This is a genomic window from Pontibacter sp. HSC-14F20 (genome assembly GCF_019599265.1).
Taxonomy (GTDB): Bacteria; Bacteroidota; Bacteroidia; order Cytophagales; family Hymenobacteraceae; genus Pontibacter.
The window spans coordinates 1-23,496 of the sequence record NZ_JAHZTC010000023.1 but is presented as its reverse complement, the minus strand read 5'-3'; the positions used below and the strand labels follow the sequence as shown (position 1 = coordinate 23,496).

At 53.8% G+C, this 23,496-nt stretch carries 13 protein-coding genes; 4 read left to right on the top strand and 9 right to left on the bottom strand.

Going from position 1 to position 23,496, the window contains the following annotated elements; translation table 11 throughout:
* Positions 1 to 114: 114 nt before the first annotated feature.
* The 9 genes from K3G39_RS17990 to K3G39_RS17950 all read right to left on the bottom strand — a co-directional run bounded on the left by K3G39_RS17990 (position 115) and on the right by K3G39_RS17950 (position 17,247).
* Entirely contained in the window at positions 115 to 1,218 is a 1,104-nt protein-coding gene (locus K3G39_RS17990; RefSeq protein ID WP_220627561.1) for a glycoside hydrolase family 43 protein, read from the bottom strand.
* Between the two features lie 32 nt (positions 1,219 to 1,250).
* Positions 1,251 to 2,960 (bottom strand): glycoside hydrolase family 43 protein, encoded by a 1,710-nt coding sequence (locus tag K3G39_RS17985; protein ID WP_255594483.1) that lies wholly within the window; start codon positions 2,958 to 2,960, stop codon positions 1,251 to 1,253.
* Positions 2,961 to 2,988: 28 nt separating this feature from the next.
* Positions 2,989 to 5,898, bottom strand: coding sequence for a glycosyl hydrolase 115 family protein (locus K3G39_RS17980; protein ID WP_220627560.1), 2,910 nt, complete (start codon positions 5,896 to 5,898; stop codon positions 2,989 to 2,991).
* A 54-nt stretch (positions 5,899 to 5,952) separates the two neighbouring features.
* The gene (locus tag K3G39_RS17975; RefSeq protein WP_220627559.1) at positions 5,953 to 7,278 is read right to left on the bottom strand and encodes an MFS transporter; all 1,326 of its coding nucleotides are present in this window, start codon (positions 7,276 to 7,278) and stop codon (positions 5,953 to 5,955) included.
* Between the two features lie 23 nt (positions 7,279 to 7,301).
* Complete coding sequence (uxaC, locus tag K3G39_RS17970) at positions 7,302 to 8,759, bottom strand: glucuronate isomerase (protein ID WP_220627558.1); 1,458 nt, start codon at positions 8,757 to 8,759, stop codon at positions 7,302 to 7,304.
* A complete protein-coding gene (gene uxuA, locus K3G39_RS17965; protein ID WP_220627557.1) occupies positions 8,725 to 9,933 on the bottom strand; it encodes a mannonate dehydratase in 1,209 nt (402 codons plus the stop codon). Before uxuA ends, uxaC begins: the two co-directional genes overlap by 35 nt.
* 187 nt (positions 9,934 to 10,120) lie before the next feature.
* Positions 10,121 to 12,076 carry a sialate O-acetylesterase gene (locus K3G39_RS17960; protein WP_220627556.1) on the bottom strand — a complete coding sequence of 652 codons (1,956 nt, stop codon included), beginning with the start codon at positions 12,074 to 12,076 and terminating at the stop codon, positions 10,121 to 10,123.
* A 183-nt stretch (positions 12,077 to 12,259) separates the two neighbouring features.
* Positions 12,260 to 14,203: a RagB/SusD family nutrient uptake outer membrane protein gene (locus K3G39_RS17955; RefSeq protein ID WP_255594482.1), complete on the bottom strand. Its 1,944-nt coding sequence runs from the start codon at positions 14,201 to 14,203 to the stop codon at positions 12,260 to 12,262.
* 8 nt (positions 14,204 to 14,211) lie between these two features.
* Complete coding sequence (locus K3G39_RS17950; protein ID WP_255594476.1) at positions 14,212 to 17,247, bottom strand: TonB-dependent receptor; 3,036 nt, start codon at positions 17,245 to 17,247, stop codon at positions 14,212 to 14,214.
* Positions 17,248 to 17,965: 718 nt separating this feature from the next.
* On the opposite strand from K3G39_RS17950, the gene K3G39_RS17945 reads away from it, so the two are divergent.
* From K3G39_RS17945 to K3G39_RS17930, 4 genes are all read left to right on the top strand, one after another.
* Entirely contained in the window at positions 17,966 to 19,009 is a 1,044-nt protein-coding gene (locus tag K3G39_RS17945) for a LacI family DNA-binding transcriptional regulator (RefSeq protein ID WP_220627554.1), read from the top strand.
* Positions 19,010 to 19,079: 70 nt separating this feature from the next.
* A complete protein-coding gene (locus K3G39_RS17940) occupies positions 19,080 to 21,245 on the top strand; it encodes an alpha-glucuronidase family glycosyl hydrolase (RefSeq protein ID WP_220627553.1) in 2,166 nt (721 codons plus the stop codon).
* Positions 21,246 to 21,258: 13 nt separating this feature from the next.
* Positions 21,259 to 22,017, top strand: coding sequence for an SDR family NAD(P)-dependent oxidoreductase (locus tag K3G39_RS17935; protein ID WP_220627552.1), 759 nt, complete (start codon positions 21,259 to 21,261; stop codon positions 22,015 to 22,017).
* A gap of 169 nt (positions 22,018 to 22,186) precedes the next feature.
* On the top strand, positions 22,187 to 23,368 hold the full coding sequence (locus K3G39_RS17930; RefSeq protein ID WP_220627551.1) for an endo-1,4-beta-xylanase: 1,182 nt from the start codon (positions 22,187 to 22,189) through the stop codon (positions 23,366 to 23,368).
* Positions 23,369 to 23,496: the final 128 nt, after the last annotated feature.

The following is a 23,496-nucleotide window of genomic DNA, read 5'->3' as shown; positions in this document are numbered from 1 at the left end:
AAGCCTGAGCTAACATGTGTAAAACTTTACAGCGCGTCTCCTCCTTGAAAGAAAATACCCTGCCAATAAGTATCAGCAGGGTATAGTAATAGTCCAATAATATGTTCTAGCTCACTACAACTTCACCATGGCGTCTAGAGTCTGGATGCTCCCATCCGGGTTATGCTTTAGTTCTGTTACCTTCACACTGCGCAGCGGCGTTTTGCCACCAGACAGGGAACTGTCGTGGTAGAACAGGTACCACTTTCCATTATGCTCTGCAATAGAGTGGTGGTTCGTCCAGCCCAGCACCGGCTTTAAAATAACGCCCTGGTAGGTGAAAGGCCCGTAAGGGCTGTCGCCGGTGGCGTAGGCGATGTTATGCGTGTCGCCCGTGGAGTAAGAGAAGTAGTATTTGCCGTTGTACTTATGCACCCAGGCTGCCTCAAAAAAGCGTCTTTCGTTGTCTTTGGCCAGTAGCGGTTTGCCGTTCTCGTCGAGGATCTGTACATCACGCAGCTCCTCGGCAAAGCTCTTCATGTCGGCGCTCAGTTTAGCTACTTTTGGCATCAGCGCCGGCGCGTCGTCAGCCGGGTATTCATCTTTCGGATTGTAAGTGCCAGAGCTCCAGCGCTGCAACTGTCCTCCCCAGATGCCCCCGATGTACATGTAGTATTCACCGTTGTCTTCGTATACAGCCGGATCTATGCTGTAGCTACCTTCGATTGGTTCAGGTTCTGCTTTAAACGGACCGCTTGGCGAGTTGCTGGTGGCTACCCCGATCCGGAATATATCCTTTTTATCCTTGGCCGGGAAGAAGAAATAATACGTGCCGTTCTTATGCGCTGCATCCGGCGCCCACATTTGTCTGCTCGCCCACGGCACATCTTTAATATCCAGTGCCACGCCATGGTCTGTTACTTCGCCTCCCACACTGTCCAGCGACAGCACATGGTAGTCTTTCATGGCGAAGTGCGAGCCGTCGTCTTTCTCCGGTATACCTGCTTCGATGTCGTGCGATGGGTAGATAAAAATGCGTCCGTTGAACACGTGGGCCGACGGGTCAGCGGTATAAATGTGCGTTACCAGCGGGTCATTCGATACGGTTACAGCATCTTGTGCTACAGGCTGTTCTGCTTCTGTCTGGTTCTCGGAAGCTGTGCTCTGGCAACCGCTTGCCAGAACGGATACTGCCAGCATGGCCAGGGCGGCGTGTTTAAAAGGCTTTTTTGCTATCATAATAGGTATATGGTTATGAATCTGTTGTAAAACTATTGTTCCATGGAAGTAGAAGTACTGTTGTAAATGGCATCATTCCCCTCGTAATCGAACCAGTCGAACGAGACTTTGCTGCTGGAGGATTTGCCCTGCGAGGTGGCGAACATACCCAGCGTCACGCCCACAAAGCCGCCCGACACGCGGGTACTCAGGTAGCGGCCATCCACATTTTCCTGCAGCATTTTCCAGTCACCTTCTTTAGTTGCGTAGGAGAAAGCATACCTGGCTCCGTCAAAGTCTATTTTGAGTTGTAAAGGCTGCTTGCTATCCTTTTTGCTCAGTGAAGCTTCTGCCAGCACGGTACCGTCCCCCTTTCGTAGCTGCACCACCTGTTTGCCCTTAGCCATGGTTTTACCCAGTAGGTAATGGTGCTTCTCTTCCTGAAAAGCAGCTATACCTGCAAACTCACTATTGTTGGCCGGCTGGAATTCCATGATAGTGCTAGCGCTCCCGGTGATGTGCTGTTGCCTTCTGGTGAGGAATGAAGGATTGCCTTTTCCCGACAGTTCTTCCGGACGCATCTCCAGGGTCAATTTTCCGGATGGTTGGCTCAGGCTGTACCAGCCGCTACGAGGTGTGCGCAGCATTAGCCAGTGCATCGGCAGTTTACTGTCATTAAAGTCTTCTCTATACCTGAAGTTGCCGTTCAGTGGAAAATCGCTTCCGTTGGTTTCCGGCAAATTGGGACGGGTATAGCTGTACTGCACCAGCTCGTGCTCAGCATTGATGATGGGCCAGCCGTCTTTCCAGGTAACGGGTGCCAAAAACGTTTCGCGGCCAATGTTGTAATGGTCTTCTGTGTCGTAAGGGCGTGTAGCCAAGAATACTGCCCACCACTCGCCGTTCTTCGTTTGCACCAAATCGGCGTGTCCGGTGGCCGATACCGGGTTGGGACGGGCGTTGGGCAGGTGCCGTTGCGTCAGGATGGGGTTTTGCTCGTAGGGTACGTAAGGCCCGGTTGCCTTCTCGCTGCGCAGAATCACCTCCGAGTGATTCACGCTGGTGCCTCCTTCGGCAGCCATCAGGTAATAGTAGTCGCCAACATTGTAAATGTGCGGCCCTTCTATCCAAACGGGTTTCGTCGAAATGTCCACGCCGCCGTTTACCAGGATGCTCGGCTGGCCCACGGTTTTCAGGTTTATGTAGTCGAACTCGAGCTGTCGGATGGTGCGATGCCCTTCGTAGAGCGGCCTGTTGTCGGGGGCGTCGCTGTTATAGAGGATGTAGGCTTTCCCGTCGTTGTCGAAAAAGATGGATGGGTCGATGCCGTGCACATCCCGCAGCCACACCGGGTCCGACCACGGCCCTGCCGGATTGGTGGCCGTCACCACAAAGTTGCCGCCTTTGTCCACCAGCGTCGTTATCATGTAGAACACGCCGTCGTGGTATTCAATGGCAGGCGCAAAGATGCCCCGAGATACGCCCAGGCCCTCTACATCCAACTGCTCCGGCCGGCTGAGGATGTTGCCAACCTGCTTCCAGTTCACGAGGTCTTTGCTGTGGAAAATCGGCACACCCGGGTAATAGGAAAAGGTGGAGTGCACCAGGTAAAAATCATCGCCTGCCCGACAGATACTAGGGTCCGGGTAAAAGCCTGCCAGGATAGGGTTCAGGAACTTCTCTTGCGACTGTACGGCCAATGCCGTCAACGACAGGGCTATTGCCAGGCAAGTTCTTTTCAGGATGCTGCTAAATCGTATCATGTTTTCATCTTTTGCTGGTCTCTATACCTTAATTCACTGCCGTCTCTGCTCCGGCCTGAATGCTTTCAGGCGGGCCGAGGTAGCTGGGCTTAGCTCCTGTTGTCTCCACCACAATCTTCTGTACTACTACACCCGGGTCGACCATCCATACCTTGAGCGTGTGCTGCCCCGGCTTGTCTACCTGGTGCTTCGACTGCGTAATGATACTGTTGTTGGCTACCCAATCGTCCCAAGACTGGGTGGTGTTGTCATGGTGGATGCTCACAATTTGCGGCGCTGCATCGCCAATGGAAACGGCGTAGCGTATACCTTGCGGCAGGTCCAGGTAATTGAGCGTCGGGGACACGTATACCTGCACGTTCACTTCGCCACTGCTCAACAGGTGCATGTCGTACTCGAGCACAGGACTGTTGGCGCCAGGCTTCTGGCTTGCTGCTGTTACAGGCCAAGGAGTCATGGCGGAGGCAGTACGGCCCAGGTCAGATAGCAGTTTCCAATTCAGGTTGCCAGCGGGTGTGTTGCGGCTGAAGTGCTCGGCTTGCATGGAGATGTAGCCATTGCTTTCCACAAAGCCTTTGGCCGTGCTGGCAGTAGCCGGGTGGTTTACAGGCGCCTGCACCACAACACTTTTTCCATTCGGCCCGGTGATGGTAACGGGCACCCGCTGTTTTCCCTGCGGGGCTTTGTTCCAGTCTATACTTACCCACAAGCGCTGCTGGTCCTCTACCCTGCCCTGCTGCTGGTCAACTTGCAACCAAGGCGCACCTGTTTTCACGGTATAGTTAAAAGGATCTTGTCCGCGGTTGAAGATTTCAATGTAGTGGGCTTTCTCACCAAAAGGTGTCAGCTCCGGTAGCACCGCCGCTTCTTTGGCGGCTGGCCACCAGGCTTCAGAGCCTTCCACGGCGACGCCCATCTCAGCGGCGGCAGGCAGTTTCAATTCCGTTACATCCGGCATCACATCTTTCTCCGGCTGCTGCCAATAGGTGTAGCTGATGTGCGTCTGGTCCATCATGTGGCTCCACTTGCCGTCGGCGATGTCTTCGTTGTAAAGGCGGGATATTTCCTGGTCCAAAGCGAAGTACTTTCTTCCTTTCTCCGCCATGGCGTTAGTCGCGGCGCGGCCCTGCTTGCCATACAGGCGGTTAAGGCCAACAGACACCCACAAGGCATTAAGGTTGGCGGAAGCTTTAACAGGGTGCAGCACCAGTTGAAAGTAAGCGTCTTTGGCCTCGACGGGTAGCTGGTTGTAGAGTTGCTCTGCCTGCTGGGCCAGTTGTTGGTACGCTGCCACCACCCGCTCCGCTTCCCGGTAATTGGTCAGGCTGTAGGTGTCGGCAGACAAGAGCTCCGGCTTGCGGCGGGAGTTGAACTTGGCATACTTGGCCAGCATCTCGGCAATGGCTGGGGCATGGGCTTCGCCGAACTGCTGGGCTGCCCATAGTTTTGTGTACTCGTCGAGCCGCTCCACAGGCCACTTCTCCGGGTTCCAGGCGTAGTCGAGGAAGAACTCGGTCGGGAACTCCATCGGTTTGATGTCGCCCACGTTCACGATCCAGATTTTGTTGGCACCATGCTGGTAGGCCAGGTGCATCTGCTCCCAGATGCGCGGCAGCGGATTGGTGTTGACCCACTTGTAGTTTCGCGGGCCGCCCACGTAGTCGAAGTGGTAGTAGATACCAAAGCCGCCGCTGTGCTGCTTCTCACCTGGCTTGGGCAGCTTGCGCAGGTTGCCCCAGTTGTCGTCGGCCAGCAAAAGCGTCACATCATCCGGCACGCGCATCCCTGCGTCGTAGTAATCCTGCACCTCTTTGTAGAGCGCCCAGATTTGCGGGGTTTCGGAGGCTGGCTTACCGGTTACTTCTGAAATGATCTTGCGCTGGTCTTCCACGATTTGCTCCAGCAAGGCGATGTTGCTGTCCTCGCTCATCGGCTCGTCTCCATCGCCGCGCATACCTATCGTCACGATGCTTTCGTTGTTGCCCATGCGCCGGACGCCTTCGCGCCAGAATTCCTGCAGGGTTGCTTTGTTGGTTTGGTAATTCCAGTCGCCTTTGCCATAGCGGTTCCACTCCACATGGGCGCGTGACAGGGGTTCATGGTGCGATGTGCCGATGACTACGCCATACTCGTCGGCTAGCACCGGGCTCTTTGGGTCATCATCATAAATAGAGCGGCCCCACATGGCCGGCCAGAGGTAATTACCTTTCATGCGCAGGATCAGCTCGAACACATGCACGTAGAATTTTGAGTTGAAGCCGCCGAATTTCTCGGTTGCCCATCCTGCCAGCGCAGGCGCTTCGTCGTTGATGAAGATCCCGCGGTACTGCACAGCGGGTGTGCCCAGGGTATGGCGGCCCGGCAACACGTAAAGGTTTTCTTGTTTCTTTACCGGCGCATCAGCCCACCAGTACCAGGGCGTTACCCCAATCTGAGCTGATACATCATAAATGCCATAAATGGTGCCGCGCTTGTCGCTACCCACAATCACCAGGGCCTGGTCGACGCCCGCCATCGGCTTTTCCACCACCTGCACCAGAAAGGTCTCCCACTTGCCCGCTATACCTGACACATCCAGTTTCTTGTCTTTCACCAGCTTTTCGATCACCGGACTTATGCCCAGCGTACCCACCAGCACCAGCTGCTTCGCTTTCGGTGCTTTTTTGTCGATGGTCAGTTTCGGTTCGGCTTGCGTTACCCGCTTTATATCGGCCTGCAGGTCGCGGGCAGCGCGTATCACCCCGGCATGGTCCTGGTTGCTTACATAAAGCGGGGCCAGCTTACCGGCTGCTGCCAAAGCAAAACTTCCATTTTTTTTTGAATTGCTGATGTAGGACTTGTCGTGCGTAGCTTGTGCCGGCTGAATGGCCAGCGTGAAAATTGCCAGCAACAGCAAGGTATAGGACAACCGTGATAGGTATAGCAGGGAGTGTTTCATGTCGAGTTTATTTGGAGCGTTGTAAGCATTGATATTTCTGTTTCGGACTAGTAGTTAAAGTTCTACCGGTTTCATTTTAGGTGACAGAAAATGGATCACCAGCCAAGCCACCAGGTAGGCCACTCCGCAAATCGTGAAGATGATGTTATAGCCAGCCACCAGGTTTCCCAGCACTTTGTAATAGTCGAGGATGAAGCCGATGAATAGCGGGAAAAGCGCCCCGCTCACCGAACCAGCCATACCGCCAATCCCTACCACCGAGCTCACCGCTTTCTTCGGGAACATATCCGACACGATAGTATAAATGTTGGCGCTCCAGGCCTGGTGCGCGGCAGCTGCCAGACTGATCAGCCCCACAGCCACCCAGATATCCGAGGTATAGCGGGCCAGCATGATCGGCAACACCAGCAAAGCAATGAGCAGCATGGCCGTTTTGCGGGCCTTAAACACCGGCCAGCCTTTGTTGATGAAATAAGAAGAAAGGTAGCCACCACCGATGCTGCCGACTGTAGTGGCGGTATACACAATGGCCAGCGGCAGGCTGGGTTTGCTCAGGTCCAGCTGAAAGGTGGTGCTGAAGTAAGAAGGCAGCCAGAACAGAAAGAAATACCAGATGGGGTCGGTAAAAAACTTGCCGCAAATGAACACCCAGGTCTGGCGGATAAACAGGAGTTTCGACCATTTCAAGGGCTTCTCCTCGGCTTCCACAGAGGCGGCGTCATCATCGCTGTGAATATAGTCGTACTCCGCTTTGCTCAGGCGTTTTTGTTTGGCCGGCACATCGTAATAATACAGCCAGAAGGCCAGCCAGACAAAGCCGATAGCCCCTGTTATAATAAAGGCTTCCTGCCAGCCGTAGGCACCCAGAATCCAGGGGACAACAATGGGTGCAGCCACAGCACCCACATTGGCCCCCGAGTTGAAAATGCCTGTAGCCAGCGCCCGTTCCTTTTTAGGAAACCACTCGGCTACGGTTTTTACGGCGGCAGGAAAGTTACCGGATTCTCCCGCACCCAATGCAGCACGCGCCACACCAAAGCCAAAAGTGCTGCGGGCAGCGGCATGCGCCATCGCAGCCACGCTCCACACCACAATGGAAATGGAGTAGCCCATCTTGGTGCCGATCTTGTCGATGAAGCGTCCGAACACCACCATGCTCAGGGCATAAGCCGCTGTAAAGGCCGTCACGATGGCGGCATAGTCGCTTTCGGTCCAGCTGAACTGCTGCTCCAGCGCCGGTTTGAGCAGGCCCATCACCTGCCGGTCGAGGTAGTTGATGGTGGTAGCGGCAAACAAGAGCGCACAGATCGTCCAGCGGTAGGAACCTATCTTGGCTTTCCCGGTAGCGGGTTCGGGCTTCTTGAGGAGAGGTGCATTCATAGCGGGCGGGTTAAAAGAGAGAATTAGTCTTGGTCAAATGGAAAGTAGTTTTTGGCATTGTAGTAACAGATGTCCTGCACCAGTTTGCCAATCCAGGCAGTGTCGGCAGGCAACAGCCCCTGCTCTACTTCCTGCCCGAAAATATTGCACAGCAGGCGTCTGAAATACTCATGCCGCGAATACGACAGGAAGCTGCGCGAGTCGGTAAGCATACCGATGAAGCAAGAAATCAGGCCCATGTTCGAGAGCGCGTCCATCTGCGATTTCATGCCGTCCAGCTGATCGAGGAACCACCAGCCCGAACCGAACTGCATTTTGCCTTTGATGCCGCTCTGCTGGAAGTTGCCAATCATGGCGGCAAAAGCGGCATTGTCAGCCGGGTTGAGGTTATAGATGATGGTCCTGGCCAGATTTCCTTCTCGCTCCAGGTCATCAAAGAAAGCGGCCATGTTGCTGGCCTGTGCATAGTCGCCGATAGAGTCGTAGCCGGTGTCGGGACCGTTAACCTGCAGCATGCGGCTGTTGGTGTTGCGCAAAGCGCCCACGTGGAACTGTTGCACCCAGCCTTTGCGGCTGTACATTTTGCAAAGTTCTAGCAAAATAAAGCGGGAAAACTCCTCCTGGTATTTCGCACTCTCGCCATCCTGACCAGCCATTACGCAGGCGAATACCTGCTCTATTTTGCCGCTGTGTTTGCCTCTTGGCGGCAACTGCGACAAACCATGGTCGGAGATGCGGCAGCCATGCGTGTGAAAGTATTCCACCCGGTTCTGCAGTGCCTCCAACAGGGTATTGATATTATAAATGTGTATGCCACAGGCCTCCGAAAGGCGGCGGATGTAGCTGCGGTAGCTTTCTCCTCCCGACAGATTCAACGCCTTGTCCGGCCGGAAAGAAGGCAACACTTTTGTGCTGAGCTGCGCGTCGGCTAGTTGCTTGTGGTAGGCTAAGGTATGCACGGGGTCGTCGGTGGTGCCGACCATCTCCACGTTGAAGTGCTTTAACAAGCCCTGCGGTGTAAAGGCAGGCTGCTGCAGTAACTCGTTGCAGTGGTCGTATACCTGGCGGGCATTGGCGCCAGAAAGCAGGTCGGTCACACCAAAGGGGTTTTTCAGTTCCATGTGCGCCCAGTGGTAGAGCGGGTTGCGCATGGTATAGGGCATCGCTTCGGCCCACTTCATAAACTTCTCTTCATCGCTGCCATCGCCTGTGATGTAGCGCTCGTCTATACCCAGGGTGCGCAGTGCGCGCCACTTGTAATGGTCGCCCGCCAGCCAGATCTGCGTCATGTTCAGGAAGTGCTCGTTCCGGGCCATCTGCTCTTCGGGCAAGTGGTTATGATAATCGATGATGGGAAGGTCTTTTGCGTAGGTATGGTATAACTCACGCGCTACCTCGCTTTGCAGCAAGAAATCTTCGCTCAGGAAACCCGGTGCAGTCTTGGTATTAGTGGCGGTTGGCAGTGTCGTATGTCTGTTCATGTACGTCAGTTTGTTTCATGGAACGCGCTATACCCATTTCGAGGCCCCGCAGCTCGGCCAGACCGCGCAATCTACCGATGGCAGAGTAGCCGGGGTTAGTCACTTTGTGCAGGTCGTCGAGCATCTGGTGGCCGTGATCCGGACGGAAAGGGATCGGCTGCTCGCGTTTTTCGTTAATTCGCACCAGCTCCTGCATCACGCCAAACATATCCACGTCGCCAGCCAGGTGGTCCGATTCGTAAAAGTTGCCGGTCTCGTCTTTGAGCACGTTGCGCAGGTGCGCGAAGTATACCCGGTGTCCCACCGCCTTCAGAGTGTCAACCGGGTTGTTGTGACTGCCAGCACCAAGGGAGCCCGTACAGAAACAGATGCCGTTGGCCGGGTGGTCCACCCGTGTGATGATGTGCAGCAGATCCTCTTTGGAAGTAGCAATGCGCGGCAAACCAAGGATGGCAAAAGGCGGGTCGTCGGGGTGGATGGTCATGTTGATGCCGGTTTCCTCGCACACTCCTATAACAGACTCCAGGAAGTAAGCCAGGTTTTCGCGCAGCCCGTCGTAGCCAATGTTTTTGTAGATCTCGATGCTCTGCAATAGTTCCGGAATGGTTACGCTGCCTTCGGTGGGCACGCCCATCAAAATAGTATCGCTGAGCTGCCGCAGGTTGTCTTCGGAGTAGGTCTTATACCTGTCCACCGCCTGCTGCACGATTGCTTCTGCATAGTCATGTTTAGCTCCTTCGCGCTGCAGAATGAACATGTCGAAAATGGCCAGCTCCACCCAGTCGAAGTAAAGGGCTTTGGCACCGTTCTTCAGTTCGTAGGCCAGGTTGGTGCGGGTCCAGTCGAGCACCGGCATAAAGTTGTAGCACACCGTTTTGATGCCGCAGGCGGCCAGGTTACGAAGTGTCTGGCGGTAGTTTTCCAGGTATAGATCGCAGTCGGCGCGCCGGGTTTTGATGGACTCGTGCACCGGCACGCTCTCCACCACCACCCACTCCAGGCTGGCAGCTTCGATGATGCTTTTCCGTTGCTGTATCTCCTCCAGTGGCCATACCTCTCCGTGGGGAATGTGGTGCAGCGCACTCACTATACCTGTCGCCCCCGCCTGCCGCACATCTTGCAGCGCTACCGGGTCATTGGGTCCGTACCATCTCCAGCTTTGTAATAGTGACATAGTGTAAGTAGTTTCTATTGTAGTTCGTAGTTTGTCTTATGGTGGAATTTAGCTTCGCCTGATGCTTAGTTTAGATGAAGGCATGGAGACTGCTGTAAGCAATCCCTTGCCTCTCTCACCTAAAAATCATCACCTATTATCCACTTTATTTTCTGCAGGTATAGCACCTGTCTTTTATGCTTGCAGGTTATTTGCGGCTGGTGCTCGTGTCCAGTCTGGCTTCGAAAGGTGATGCCGGCAAACCTTCCTTGTTGTACAGGTTGGCGCCTTCCGGATTGTCAGCCCAGGCATACCTTACTGTAACAGGTTTGGCAATAGCCTCGCTCCACACGACAACTTTGTTCTTTTTGATCTCGGCCTTCGCCCATACGAACTTGCCGTCCGCTCCGGCTATAGCAAAACCGCTTAGCGGCTTGTTGCCTTTTGCTACCAAGCCCTTGCCTGTATCTGAGAATACGAGCGTCAGCTTATTCCCCTGCGCTTGCATGGACTCAAACAGCGGCCCCGAAGCAACTACGGCTTTATCTCCATAAGCCAGCTTTCTCGCTTGCAGGGCGAGACGCAGACCTACATCCCGTTTGTTGAGTGGGTGAATGTCGTTCCATTCGCCGAGGTCCATGGCCACGGCCATACCGGTGTTAGGTAGAGCCAGATTCTCGAGTTGCGCCTGTCGCAGTGCCGCCCAGTTACTTTCGACTGGTGTTTTGTTAGGCTCATTGAGGTTGGCCAGCTGCACGTAAATGAACGGGAAGTTACCCTGCCCCCACTGCCCCCGCCAGTCAGCAATTAGCGTTTCCATCAGGCTGGCATATTCGGATGGGTTTCTGGTATTGGATTCACCCTGGTACCACAGCACACCTTTGATGGGAAGGTCTGTCAGCGGGGCTATCATGGCGTTGTACAACCCGGTTGGCTTCCAGCGGATGAAAGTTTGCCCCGGTGCTGCTTCCATGGTGGCACCGAGCTTGTACTTCCAGTATCCTTTCAGGTCAAGGGCCTGCTCACCCCCTGTGATGTCGTAGGGTTTGTCAGGTATAAAACCGCCTCTGCCCGCGTTATTGATAACCCTTACAGCCAATGTGTTTTTGCCTTCCTTCAGCTTGTTGGCTGGCAGCAGGTAGCGCCGAGGTGGGTATTGGTAACTGGTGGTGCCGACGAGCTCTCCATTTAGGTATACCTCGTCTGCGTCCACGATGCGGCCCAGCATCAGTTTGGCTTCTTTGCCCACCATGCTCTTGGGCACGTCAATCTCTCTTCTGAACCAAACAACTCCGTTCACCTGCCCAAGCGGACCATCGGCCCAATAGCCAGGTATAGCCATCTGCGCCCAATCGCTGTCATCGACATCAGCCGCAGCCCAGTTGTTTTTCCTGCCCTCGTCTGTCTCGTTTAGCCTGGCATACCATGCCTGACTTGCCTTCTGGTCATCGGCTTCAATGCGGGCAATCAGCGCGTCGTCTTTAAACTTCTGGAGTTCCCGGTACGGTGACGGGAATTTCTTCAGTGCCACCTCGCTGATCCAGGCCTCGGCAGGTGAGCCGCCCAGGGCGGAGTTGATCAGGCCAACCGGTACGTTATACCGGTTGTGAATCTCCTCCGCAAAAAAGAAAGCGACAGCGGAAAACTGGCGTATGTTCTGCGTCGTGGCCGGCAGCCATTCCCCCGCCTCCACGTCATGCTTTGTTTGTTTGAAATCATATCGGTCAGGAATTTCGAATTGTCTGATGTTGGGGTAATTCGCTTTTGCAATGGCCTCGGGGTAGGTATCCTGCACCCGCTCCATGGGCAGTTCCATGTTGGACTGTCCGCCACAGATCCAGACATCACCAAAGAGTATGTTTTTGAGTGTGATGTTGTTGCTTGCCGTAAAGGTCATCTCATAGGGTCCGCCCGCCTGCTGCGGAGGCAGCTGAATCGTCCACTTGCCGTCGGGGCCGGTGGTGGCACGGTATTCTTTTTGTTTGAACGTAAGCCGAACTGCTTCCCCCGGCTTTGCCCATCCCCACAGTCTGGTACCGGTTTCCCGTTGCAGCACCATGCCATTGCTGATCAGCCGCGGCAGTTTGATTTGGCTGTAGGCCGCTGTGCTGATGCTCAGCAACAGGTATAGAAGTAAAAGTTTTGGAGAGAAAGCTGTTCGCATCTTGTATGTTTTAAGGGTGCATAAAATGCGTATGATCGACCGGCAAACCCCGACCGACCATACACACCTTAAGTACTTACCTAACAAAACTCATATGAACTCAATAAAATTAAAAGCAATGAAGAGGGATGAAAGACTGGCTGCCCACGACAGGCAACCAATCTCATTCACCATCATTTAAGTTTAGTTGTAACCCGGGTTCTGGTAATCAGCCGTGTTGCCTTCCATACCATCGATCTGCCCGATCGGAATAGGGCGCAGGTAGTGGTGCGGCTGAATGTTGCGTGTTACCTGTTGTGGTGTGTGGTCTCCGTAGTTCATACCACCGATTTCGTAAGTCCCGGCAAGCTCGCCCCACTTCTGGGTTCGCACCAGATCAAACCAACGGTAGCCTTCGCCATAGTACTCTCGGGAGCGCTCTGCCAGAATGTAATTGATGTCGATGGTGGCAGGCGTAGCGGCAACCATCTCGGCACTATTGTCCTGCACTTTGGCCACATTGCCGTTATTGTCCCAACGCCATTTGCCGGCACGCGCACGAATTACATTGATCAGGTCACGGGCACTTTGACTACCTGTCGCGCCTTTCACCGCTGCCTCGGCCGCTATAAAGTAGAGTTCTGAGAACTTGGCGATGTTGAACGGACGGGTACTCGCTGCGTTCGGCTGTCCCAGTCCGTTGCCACTATCCGTACGGTAAGGACCAAGCTTCCAAAGGCCAGGGTATGCGATGCGGTTGATACCGCGCGGTGAAATCACAAAGTCAGATCTGCCGGGTATCTCGCCAGCTCCCACGTTACTTCTGCCAGCTCCTGTTGGGTAGTTGATAGCCGTCGATGGCTCTTCGTTCAGGAAAGTCAGGATGGCCCCGCCCGGGTTTACCGGCAGACCGTTTGCATTGTAGACAACAGGTGCACTTACGCCTGCTTTAGGCCAGTTGCCACGGAACACCGTTGTGAAAGTGCCATCGTAGCGGGAGTCGTTGGTTTTGTCGGCAAAGGTGTTCTGGATGGCGCCGATGGTCGGTGCCATACGTGTCCACGGGCGGCCCAGGGCCTGATGTGCTTCGCGTTGTACGGAGCTGATCACGTTAGACCAGTTCGGATCGGTGGCACTTCTGAGGTTGGTATAGTTCCAGGTCATCATCCAGCCCGCAAAGTTTTCAGGTGCGTTGCCGTTACTCCAGGTCAGGCTCGAACCGTTGTAGAACTCACTGGTCTCGGTATGGTCAGCGTACAGCATAACCTCGCTGTTGCGGTCTTTCGAGCCCAAGTTTACATCATAGTAAGTATCCTGCAAACGGTACGGTCCGGGATTATTGATACCAGCCACAGCTATATCATAGGCCTGTTGGAAATACCACTGCGCATTCTGCCCATCAGGATCTACCCGTGGAGCCTCGGGATAAGTCGGGATGTTGTTCGGGTTCTCGAGCCACCAAGCGTAAGTCAGGTAAGCTTTTGCCAGGTATAGACGGGCCAGCGTTTTGGTCACTCCGCCTGTTACACGCGGGTTGTCCGGCAGGTCTTCTATCGCTTTCAGCAGATCCGGGAAGATGGCCTTTGTGTAGACCTCCGGCACGGTATTGCGCACAGAGGTTCTCACAGGGTTGGTGTTGAACTTCAGTTCTCCGGCGCCCAGATCCAGGGGGACCCCGCCAAAGGTCTGCACCAGTAAAAAGTAATCAAACCCGCGGAAGAATCTGGCCTCTGCAATCAACGACGCAGGGATAGATCCCACTTCGGCTGCATTTTCAATGATACCGCTGGCGGTATTGATATTCGGGAAGGCCGCCCCCCACAGTACATCGGCACGACTGCTGGTCGAGTTGATCTCCCCCTGGCCTGACAGGTCCATCACCAGGAAGTTCTGGTCCGCACTCTGGCCGTAGGTCACCTCGTCAGTGCCGGTTTGTGTAGCGTTGTAGTAGTAAGCCTGGCCGTAAATATAGCGCAGGTGGGCGTACATGGAGGTTATCCCCCCCTGCACACCTTTTTCGGTTCTGAAGAAACCGGGCTCGTACACACTGCGCGGCTGTTCATCCAGAATGTGCTCACACGAGCCCAGGGACAAGGCCATCAGCAGGGCTGAGCCTATGTAAAATTTTCTATTGAAACGTTTCATCATGATCTCTTTTAGAATGTCACATTAAGACCAACCAGGAAATTGCGGGTTGATGGTGAGTTCGTGCCAATTGTCAGCAGGCGTGGTTGGTAGGCAGTGGTCACTGCCGCATTTTGGTCGCCAAAAGAGTTGGTTTCAGGGTCCATACCTGATTCTTTGTGGAATGGCGAGAACATCACGATCGGGTTTTGCGCTGTTACATACACGCGCAGGTTGCCAATGCCGGCTCGCTCCACCCAATTGCTGCTTCCAAAGTTATAACCAAGCGAAATGGTTCGGATCTTCAGGTAAGAGGCGTCGAAGTAGCCCAGTGTACTGCCATACCTTGGGTTATCACCGCTTGTTACCCCACCCGGTTTCGGATAGGTACCACCGGTGTTCTCCGGCGTCCAGTAGTCCACGCTCACGTTGTTGCGGCGTCCACTCAGCATGTTCAGATAGCCGGAGGCCGAGTGAAGTGTGCTGATCAGAATACCACCACTCTGGAATGCTCCCACAGCGCTCAGGTCGAACCCTTTGTAGGATACGCGGGTGTTGAAACCTCCCTGGAAGTCCGGGTTCACATTCAGGATCTGACGATCTTCAGGACCAATAGCTCTTGTCGGGGAACCGTCGGGATTAAAGTCGCCGGTGTATTTCACTTTGATCATGCCTGCATTTCCGCCTGGCTCCAGAATAGCGCGGTGTGGATCTTCTTCCTGCCAGATGCCGATGCGCTCGTAGTCGTAGATCACATTGATCGGCTGCCCCACAAACCACCAGTTCTGCTCGTCTCTCTCAGCTCCTGAGGCAAGGGCCACGATCTTGTTGCGGTTGCCATACATGTTCACGCCTGCTTCCCAGGTCCAGCCGTTCAGGTCTTCGATGATCACACCATTCAGCCCGATCTCAAGCCCTTTGTTCTGGGTAGCCCCGATGTTGGATACTACGGAGTTCACACCTGATGTAGAAGGCAGGTTGACTCTGAGCAGAATATCTTCTGTATTGGTTATATAATATTCTACCGTACCCGAGAGGCGGCTGTTCAGGATGGCAAAGTCCAGTCCGTAGTTCCAGGTTTTGGAGAACTCCCAGCCCAGGCCGGCATTTGGTACTTCCGTTACATACAGACCGGTCTGGTAATTATCAGGACCGAAGTTGTAAGGTCTGGTGCCCAGGCGACCGAGTGTTGCGTAAGGATCAACAGCCTGGTTAGAGGTTTGCCCGTAGCCGACACGCAGTTTCATCATGTTCACCAGGCTCACATTCTCCATAAACGACTCTCTGGCGATGTTCCAGCCAGCCGATACTGCCGGATAGGTATGCCATTTATGACCTGGGGCCAGTCGGGAGGAACCGTCTGAACGAACAGTCAGGCTCAGCATGTAACGATCGTCGTAGGAATACATGGCGCGTCCCATATAAGACAACAGGCCCCATTTCGTGTAGTGCTGTTCGCTTGGGTTAATGGTGATCTCGCCGGCAGCCTGGCCCAGGTTGTAGAACTGGAAGGCATCGGCCGGGATGTCTCTTGCCGCAATACGCGATCTGTTGTAGGTGTTTTCAGAGGCCGAATACAGACCTACCACGTTCAGGTTGTGCTTACCTGCAAAAGTGCGGTCGTAGGTCAGCAGGTTTTCGATCGTCCAGTCAACTGTTTGTGCGTTGCTGATCGAAGCGGTTGACTCTGTTTCCGGGTTGACGTTGTTTATACCTTGGCCGGTATAGGCGCCGCCGTGGCTCTGGCGATAGTTCAAACCAAGGTTGGCTCTATATTTTAAGCCCTCTACGCCAGGTATAGCCACTTCGCCATACAATGTGTTGTAAGAACCGAATGATCTGGTTTCGCTCAACCACTGGTCTTTTATACCTTTTAGCGTTTCTCTTGTGTACAACCACTGGTCATCCTGCGGCATTCTGATCACACGCTTAAAGGTGCCGTCCGGGTTATACGGGTCCGCGATAGGCGACATGCTCAGGATGTTGTACAGGCCCACGTTAGAGCCTTCGGTAATGTTGTAGTTGTTGAAGGTGGAGAAGCCGAAGCGGAAGAGTTTGCCTACTCCCTGGTCGAGTGAACCACGCACAGAGTAGCGGGTGTATTGCTGCGTCGGAACTACACCTTTGTCATTGAAATATCCGGCCGAGAAGTTATAGCTGCCTTTCTCTGTACCTCCTGAAATGCCCAGGTCATGACTGGTGATGATGCCGGTCTTGTAAAAAAGATCCTGCCAGTCTGTGTTCACTTCATCCGATTCATCAAGTGAGTTTTTGAAGATACCGCCTGCATCACGACGAAGCTTTGCAAATTCAGGTCCGTCCATCATCGGGTACTTGGCAAAAACATCTTTTACACCATAAAAGCTGTTGTAGCTGATGCTGGCCTTCTGGCCCGCGCTGCCTCTGTAAGTAGTTACCAGGATCACACCGTTGGCGCCGCGCGAACCGTAAATAGCTGTTGCTGAAGCGTCTTTCAGGATATCGATGCTTTTGATGTCGTTGGGATTAATATCGGCAATGGAACCGGCAAAAGGTATACCGTCCAGCACCACCAGTGGGTCGTTGTTGGCAGTGAGGGAGCGCGTACCGCGAATACGAATCTGCATGGCGGCACCCGGCTGGGAAGATGATTGCGTAAATTCAACCCCTGGCAAACGCCCCTGCAGGGCCTGCGAAATGTTAGCTGACGGCACATCGCGCATGGCGTCTCCACCAATCGAGGCAACCGAGCCTGTTACAGCTTCGGCTCTCTGGGTTCCGTACCCCACCACGACCACTTCCTGCAGGGCTTTGGCATCGGTTTGCATCCCTACGTTAACCGTAGAGCGGCCACTAACCGGCACTTCCTGTGAGGTATAACCTATATAAGTAAAGAGTAGCGTGCCATTGCCGTCCGGCAGATTAATCGTGTAATTACCGGTGGCGTCAGTCGGCGCGGCAGTAGTCGTGCCTTTCAGAAGCACCGTCACGCCGGGCAGCCCCTCCCCTGTTACGGCATCTGTCACGCGGCCGGAAACACTGAAAGTGCCACCCTGTGCCAGTGCATGAAAGCCTGTCGTCATGCACATGAGCAGCAGCGCTATTACTTTGAAAACCTTCGGTTCCCACAACCGCCTGGTTAACAATTTTAGATTTTCAGTAAAATCACATTTCATAAGTGCTAAGGTTTGATTTGAAATTGCTTTAATGGTATTGCCTGGTATGATTGCCTATGACTTGATACTATCTTTTCCAACAAGATTTACTTTAGTCGGATCTTCTGTAAGCTTTTCCAAAACCTTAGCCTTGTGCACTGTCACATTCCCCTGTCCCGGCTATATTCGGAATTACTTGTCTGCACATCCCCTCACTTCCATCTCCGCACTCAAACCTTAAAAACACTATATTGCTACCTGCCTGCGGGCACTTCTAGCGGCTCCTTACTCCTGTTGCCCGTACAGGCGACGTTTAAAAAGTGAGTAATTGCTCAATAGCAAAGTAAACTTGTAACTAATTTCTAATAATTGCAACCGATTGCAGAAACTTTTTTGATATTTTTTCTCTGATACGCTTAAAAAATAGATTGGTTAAGTATTCTGATCACAATTAAAAATGTAGTTTGTTCTTACAAAAACACATATTTAGGCTAATTCAGGGGCATTACGGTCAATTTACTTCTCATCTGTTTAATAAGGCAGGTGATTAAGCACTCATTTTTTTTAATCCTACAGTCAAACAAAACCGTACATAGGCTTTTATTATTGCAACCGATTTCATTACTTTGTTTAAACATGCTACAAACCAGCAATGGAGAAGGAAATAACCATTTATGATATAGCCAAGGAATTGTCGATCTCCCCCACTACGGTGAGCAGGGGACTCAACAATCATCCGGCCGTCAATAAAACTACCAGGCAGAAAATATTTGATGCTGCCGCACAGATGGGCTACCGCTCCAATTCTTTTGCCAGCAACCTCCGGAAGAAGCGCACCAACACGATTGGCGTAATCGTACCGATACTAAACAGTAACTTCCAGTCTTCGGTAATGGCAGGCATGGAGAAAGTGGCCAATGAGGCCGGTTATAACTTAATTATCAGCCAGTCGCTGGAGACGGCTCAAAAAGAGGTAGCTAATGCCCGCACCATGTTCGAGAGCCGGGTAGACGGTCTGCTGGTATCTATCGCCTATGACACGGAGAACATCGATCACTTTGAGCCCTTCTTCAGCAAAGGCATCCCGCTGCTTTTTTATGACCGGGTGCCGGAACACAAGCAATGCACCAGCATCGTGATCAACAACATACAGGCGGCACACAAAGCCACGACGCATTTGCTCGAGCAGGGCTGCCAACGCATTATCCACATTAGCGGCAACCACCGCATCAAGGTATACAAAGACCGCCTCAAGGGGTATAAGTACGCCCTGATGGATTACAACATTCCGTTCCACGAGGATTATGTAATAGAAACTGACCTGAGTGAAAAGGCTGGAGAGGAAGCGGTGCAGAAAATTCTGAAAATGGACCCGCTGCCTGATGGCATTTTCGTGGCCAACGACAACTGCGCCGTGAGTTGCATCAAGGCGCTAAAGCAAGCCGGCATTGCTATACCTGACGACATGGCCATAGTGGGCTTCAACAACGACCCCATCACGCGCATCATCGAGCCTAACCTGACATCGGTAAACTATCCCGGTCACGAAATGGGTGAGGTGGCTGTCAGGAGCCTGATCAATTACCTGGACGGTGTCTCAGATGTAAGCATTACCAACACCATCACGCTGAATTCGGAGTTGGTGGTACGGGAATCTTCCCAGAAAAAAGAGAAAGCCAAGGCCAAATCGGCCTAAATCAATCGGGCAGGGATAGCGTTCTAAAGGTGCTATACCTGTTACGGCTTATACCTTAAAAGCAAACCGCATGCACAAGAAACCTTTACTTGTTTTGCTTCTGCTGCTCCTGCGCGTAATTGCCCCCCAACAGCTATGGGCCGAAGACGGCTACAGGCTCTGGCAGCGCTACAACCTGGTGCAGGATGCCGCCAAACTAGCCGCTTACAGACAGTTGATCGGCGAACTAATCATCACGGGCGACTCTCCTACCATTGCCGCCGCCCGCAAAGAATTGCAGACTGGCCTGAGTGGATTGCTTGGCCAAACAGTAATGGTTTCTAAGGAGCCTGGTCAGGCCCAAGTGCTTGTGGCGGGCACGCCTGCCAGCTCAGCACTTATCAAGAATGCAGGGATAGCTGACCGCCTGAAGCCCCTAGGCGACGAAGGCTATCTCTTGCTCACCACCCAGCAAAATGGCCGCTCCTATACCTATATTGCAGCCAACACCGACATAGGAGTATTGTATGGCAGCTTCCACTTCCTGAGACTCCTGCAAACGAACCAGGACATCAGTAAACTCTCGCTGAGCAGTGCACCGAAAATCCAGCACCGCGTGCTCAACCACTGGGATAACCTGGACCGCACCGTGGAGCGGGGCTACGCCGGCTTTTCCCTCTGGGACTGGCACCGCCTGCCCGACTACATCGACCAGCGCTACATCGACTACGCCCGCGCTAACGCCTCTGTCGGCATCAACGGCACAGTGCTCACCAACGTGAACGCCAACGCTTTAGTCCTTACCGACGACTACATTGCCAAAGTAGCCGCGCTGGCCGGTGCCTTCCGTCCTTACGGTTTGAAGGTATACCTGACCGCCCGCTTCAGTGCGCCCATCGAGCTTGGTGGATTGAAAACCGCCGACCCGCTGGAACCACAGGTACAGGCCTGGTGGAAAGCAAAATCGGACGAAATTTACAAAGCTATACCTGACTTTGGCGGCTTCCTGGTGAAGGCCAACTCCGAAGGGCAGCCGGGTCCGCAGAACTATGGCCGCAACCACGCCGAGGGCGCCAATATGCTGGCTGATGCGGTGGCCCCGCACGGGGGTATTGTGATGTGGCGCGCCTTTGTCTACGACGACAAAGAGCCCGATGACCGTGCCAAGCAGGCCTACAATGAATTCAAGCCGCTGGACGGCACCTTCCGCGACAATGTGCTGGTGCAGGTTAAGAATGGCGCCATTGATTTTCAACCACGCGAGCCTTTCCACCCGCTCTTTGGGGCTATGCCGAAAACCCCGCTGATGATGGAGTTCCAGATTACGCAGGAATATCTTGGTCAGGGAACCAGTCTGGCTTATCTGTCGCCGATGTACAAAGAGACACTGGACGCTGATACCTACGCCAAAGGCAAGGGCTCCACGGTAGCCAAAGACATCGACGGCAACCTGCACAAGCACCAACTCACAGGCATCGCCGGTGTGGCCAACATCGGCACCGACCGCAACTGGACGGGTCACCACTTCGGGCAGGCCAACTGGTATAGCTTCGGTCGCCTCGCCTGGAACCACACGCTTTCTTCTGAAGAAATAGCGGATGAATGGGTGCGCATGACTTTTACGAACACCGCTTCTTTTGTGAAACCAGTAAAGGACATTATGTTGGCCTCACATGAAACGGTGGTGAATTATATGACCCCGCTCGGCCTGCACCACATCATGGCCTGGGATCACCACTACGGCCCCGGTCCTTGGATAAAAAACAAGCACCGCGCCGACTGGACATCGGTGTACTACCACAAGGCAGATGAAAATGGCATCGGCTTCGACCGCACCAAAACAGGCAGCAACGCCGTGGCACAGTACTTCCCGCCTGTTGCCAAGCAGTACGGCAACCTGAAGCAGGTGCCCGAGAAATACCTGTTGTGGTTCCACCACGTGGACTGGAATTACAAAGTAAAATCGGGCAGAACGTTGTGGGAAGAGTTGTGCTATCGGTATAGCGATGGCGTGAAAGGCGTGCAGCAGATGCAACAGACATGGGAGAGTATGCAGGAGCAGGTAGATGAAGAGCGATTCCAGCATGTGAAGACCTTTTTGAGCATACAGGAGAAAGAAGCCAGATGGTGGCGCGATGCCTGCCTCCTGTATTTCCAGACCTTTTCGAAGCGCCCGATTCCAAAAGACTTAGAACAGCCGACGCATACGCTGGAGCACTACATGCGCCTGGACCCCAAATTTGTTCCCGGCATTTAAACAAACAGAAATCATGCAATCAGATTCAAACGCAGCCCTTAAAACAGCCATTGTTACCGGTGGAGCCTCCGGCCTGGGCTATGCCATTGCCCAGAAGTTCGTGGAAAGCAGGGTCCGCACCATCATCATCGGCCGGAACGAAGAGAAGCTGCAGGCAGCCAAAGAAGCTTTCGGGGAGCTGTGCTCCTACATCGTGTTCGACCTGACGAATCTACCGCAGATACCAGCCTTGGTTGCGGACATCGTGGACGAATATGGCCGTATCGACATCCTGGTAAACAATGCGGGCGTCAATATGAAAAAGCCTTTTACAGAAGTGACCGACGAGGAATTTCAGCACATCCTGACGACCAATGTCAGCTCTGTTTTTGCCCTGAGCCGCGAAGTGGTGAAGACCATGCTGCCGCACGGGAGTGGCGCCATTGTGAACATCAGCTCCATGGCGGCGCAGTACGGTATTCCGAAAGTAATTGCCTATACCGCCTCTAAAACAGCCATCGAAGGCATGACCAGAGCCATGGCTGTGGACCTGTCGCCGCAAGGTATACGGGTGAACTGCGTGGCCCCCGGCTTCATCGCCACCGACATGTCTGCCAAGGCGCTCAACAACGACCCGGAGCGTAAGAACAAGGTGCTCTCCAGAACACCGATGGGTAAACTGGGCGAACCAGCCGACGTGGCCGAGGCCGTTTACTTCTACGCAACTGAAGGCGCCCGCTACGTCACCGGCACTGTGCTGCCCGTTGACGGCGGCAACTCCATCGGATTCTAAAAAGATACCCCTGTACCAACCGCACCAATTGCTGCTGGGTGTTCTGCTGCCTTAAATAAGGTATACCACTATCAGTAAAGAAACCTACTCAGAGGTATAGAGCCAATTAGTCCTTTGTCTAGAGTTCTTTGTCGAGATAAAAATTTCCGAGACGCTTAAAACCTGCACCATGCGCCTACACAAGACCTTACTTGCCACTTCGCTCCTGACTGCTACGCTCGCCTATTCCTGCAACGATTCGCAGCAGAACGCCAACGCTACCACCACCGAAACGCAACCCGCTTCAGCGGCTCCTGCCTCGCTGAAGGCTGCTTTTGAGGGAGAGTTCACCATCGGGGCGGCACTCAACGGGCAGCAGGCCATGGGCAGGGACGCAGACGCGACGCCTGTCATCACGCAGCACTTCAACAGCCTCACGGCTGAGAACATCATGAAGTGGGGACCCATCCACCCGGAGCCGGACAAATATAATTTTGAGCCTGCTGATGCCCTGGTGGCCCTTAGCGAGCAAAACAACATGGAGCTGATTGGCCATACCCTGGTGTGGCACAACCAGACGCCCGATTGGGTGTTTGAAAACGGCAAAGGCAAGCCTGCCAGCAAAGCGCAACTCTTGCAGCGCATGGAAGAGCATATCCGCAAGGTGGCCGGCAGGTATAAGGGCAAGGTACACGGCTGGGATGTGGTGAACGAGGCACTCAACGACGACGGCACTTTGCGCCAATCCAGGTGGCTCACCATCGCAGGCGAAGAGTATCTGGAACGAGCCTACAGGCTGGCTAACGAAGTTGACCCGGAAGCGGAGCTGTATTACAACGACTACAACATGTGGAAGCCCGCCAAGCGCGACGGTGCCATCCTGCTGGTGGGCAACCTGCAGGAAAAAGGTATACGCGTAGACGGTATCGGGATGCAAGGCCACTGGGGGCTGGAGAATCCAAGTATAGCGCAGATCGAAGAAAGCATCATCGCCTTCTCAAAGCTGGGCAAGGTGATGATCACCGAACTCGACATTGACGTGCTGCCCAACCCCAGCAACCGCAACGGCGCCGACATTGACGCCACGTTTGAATTCGATGCACAATACAACGTCTACACCGATGGCTTGCCAGACTCACTGCAGCAGAAACTGGCGCAGCGCTACGCCGATATTTTCGCACTCTTTCAAAAGCACAGCGACAAAATCAGCCGCGTGACCTTCTGGGGAGTGTCTGATAAAAACTCCTGGCTGAATGACTGGCCGATCAAGGGGCGCACCAGTTATCCGCTGTTATTCGACCGCAACTACCAGCCCAAGCCGGCCCTGGAGGCGGTGCTGCAATCTGTCAACAAACAAGCCAACGCTCAATAGATATGCTTTTACTAGGTATAGACATCGGCACCTCGTCCATCAAAGTATCTGTGGTGGACGCCCAGACGCAGGCGTGTGTGGCCTGGGCGCAATACCCGGAAGAGGAATCCGACATCATCTCCCCGCGC